This is a genomic window from Citreicoccus inhibens (genome assembly GCF_019039035.1).
Classification (GTDB): domain Bacteria; phylum Myxococcota; class Myxococcia; order Myxococcales; family Myxococcaceae; genus Citreicoccus; species Citreicoccus inhibens.
Genome location: NZ_JAHNZT010000114.1, coordinates 1 through 1,445 on the forward strand (window position 1 = coordinate 1; position 1,445 = coordinate 1,445).

General features: G+C 63.0%; 1 protein-coding gene. It reads left to right on the forward strand.

The genetic code is table 11. From position 1 onward, the window contains the following. Positions 1-368 precede the first annotated feature (368 nt). Positions 369-1,445 (forward strand): PAAR-like domain-containing protein (locus KRR26_RS36480; RefSeq protein ID WP_217082192.1); only part of this gene is annotated, 1,077 nt, incomplete at its 3' end.

Below are 1,445 nucleotides of genomic sequence, written 5' to 3' on the forward strand. Positions count from 1 at the left end.
AATCTGGGCGAGGGATTGACGGCCGCCGTGGGCGAGGCGCTCGCGCCACTGGAAGGCACGCGTCAAGTCGTGGCGTCCGTCCACAGCGACCTCAACGGCGGGCGCTACCGCTCCGAGGAGTGGGGCTTCGTCGCCTTGCGCCTTGGGGCTGCGTTCCGCGATGCCTCCGCCATTCACACACCTGTAAGCAGCTGCGGCGAAGTGGGCGCCGCCACGGGGGCGCTGAACCTCGTCCTCTGTGCGCAGGCTTGGCGGCGCCGGTACGCGAGCGGCCCCCGTGCGCTACTCTGGGGCAGCTCAGAAGCTGGGTTGCGCGCCGCCGCACTGCTGGAAGAGCCACTGTCCGGAAGTGGAGAAGGAGCGAAACCATGGCCAAAGTAACCGTCAATTCCCCAAGGACGCCCGTCACCAAAGGCAGCGCGGGCATCGCCTCGGCCACGCTGCCCAACGTCTGCAAGATGCCGGGCCCGCCGGCCCCCTTCGTGCCCACGCCATTGCCCAACATCGGCGACAGCGGCGACTCCCCTCAAGGGTACTCGAAGACCGTCACTATCAACGAGCAACCCGTCGCCATCGCCGGCGCCAGCTTCGGCAGCAAGGGGGACATGGCCAGCAAGGGGACAGGGGGAGGACTCATCTCCAGCAACACTCACGGCCCGACGAAGTTCATCGGCCCCGGCTCGATGAACGTCAAAATCGAAGGGAGGAACGTGCAGTTGCTGGGCGACCCCATGCTCAACAACTGCGGCCCCTCCGGCAGCCCTGCGAATGCCGCCACCATGACGGGCATCCTCCAGTCCTCCGGCGCCATGGCTGTCATCTACGGCGACGACATCCCGTGTTCGCTCTGCGGGAAGACACACCCCCTGGAGGCGGGAGAAGAGACGCAGACGGCGATTGGGGCATTGTTCGAACGAGTCCAGGAGGCCCTTGATGCTCAGAAGCAGCAGATTCTTGAGTACGCCAAGCTGACCAAGGAGGTACGCAAGAAGCAGTCGACTCTGGAGCAACTAGAGGAGAAGAACACGGACGAACAGCGGAAACTGGGAAAGGGACCAAATCCAAGCCAGCGCGAGGAATTGGCGAGACTACCTAGTGAACTCGCATCATTGAGAACTCGGCTTGCCGCCCTCGAGGACTACTTCCAAACCAGCGCCGTGCTTCGACATAGCCGCAGCACTGGCTCCTACACCAAGGGCTACATGATTGGCGTTATGGTGTGCATATGCCAGAGAGGAAAAAAGCTCGCGGCCAGCTCTGGCCATGCGCCCCCCGGCCTCATCAAAGCCGTGGAGTCTGTCGGTTTCCAGTGCGCAAGTCCTCTCGTGGGCACAGGAGCCCAACAGGAAGCCTGGGACTGTGCCGCCAAACAAATCATAGAGTGGTGTGAGAACCACAGACCCCAACAACTCATTGAGCGACTTTTCTACCCGGCGATTGAAGGA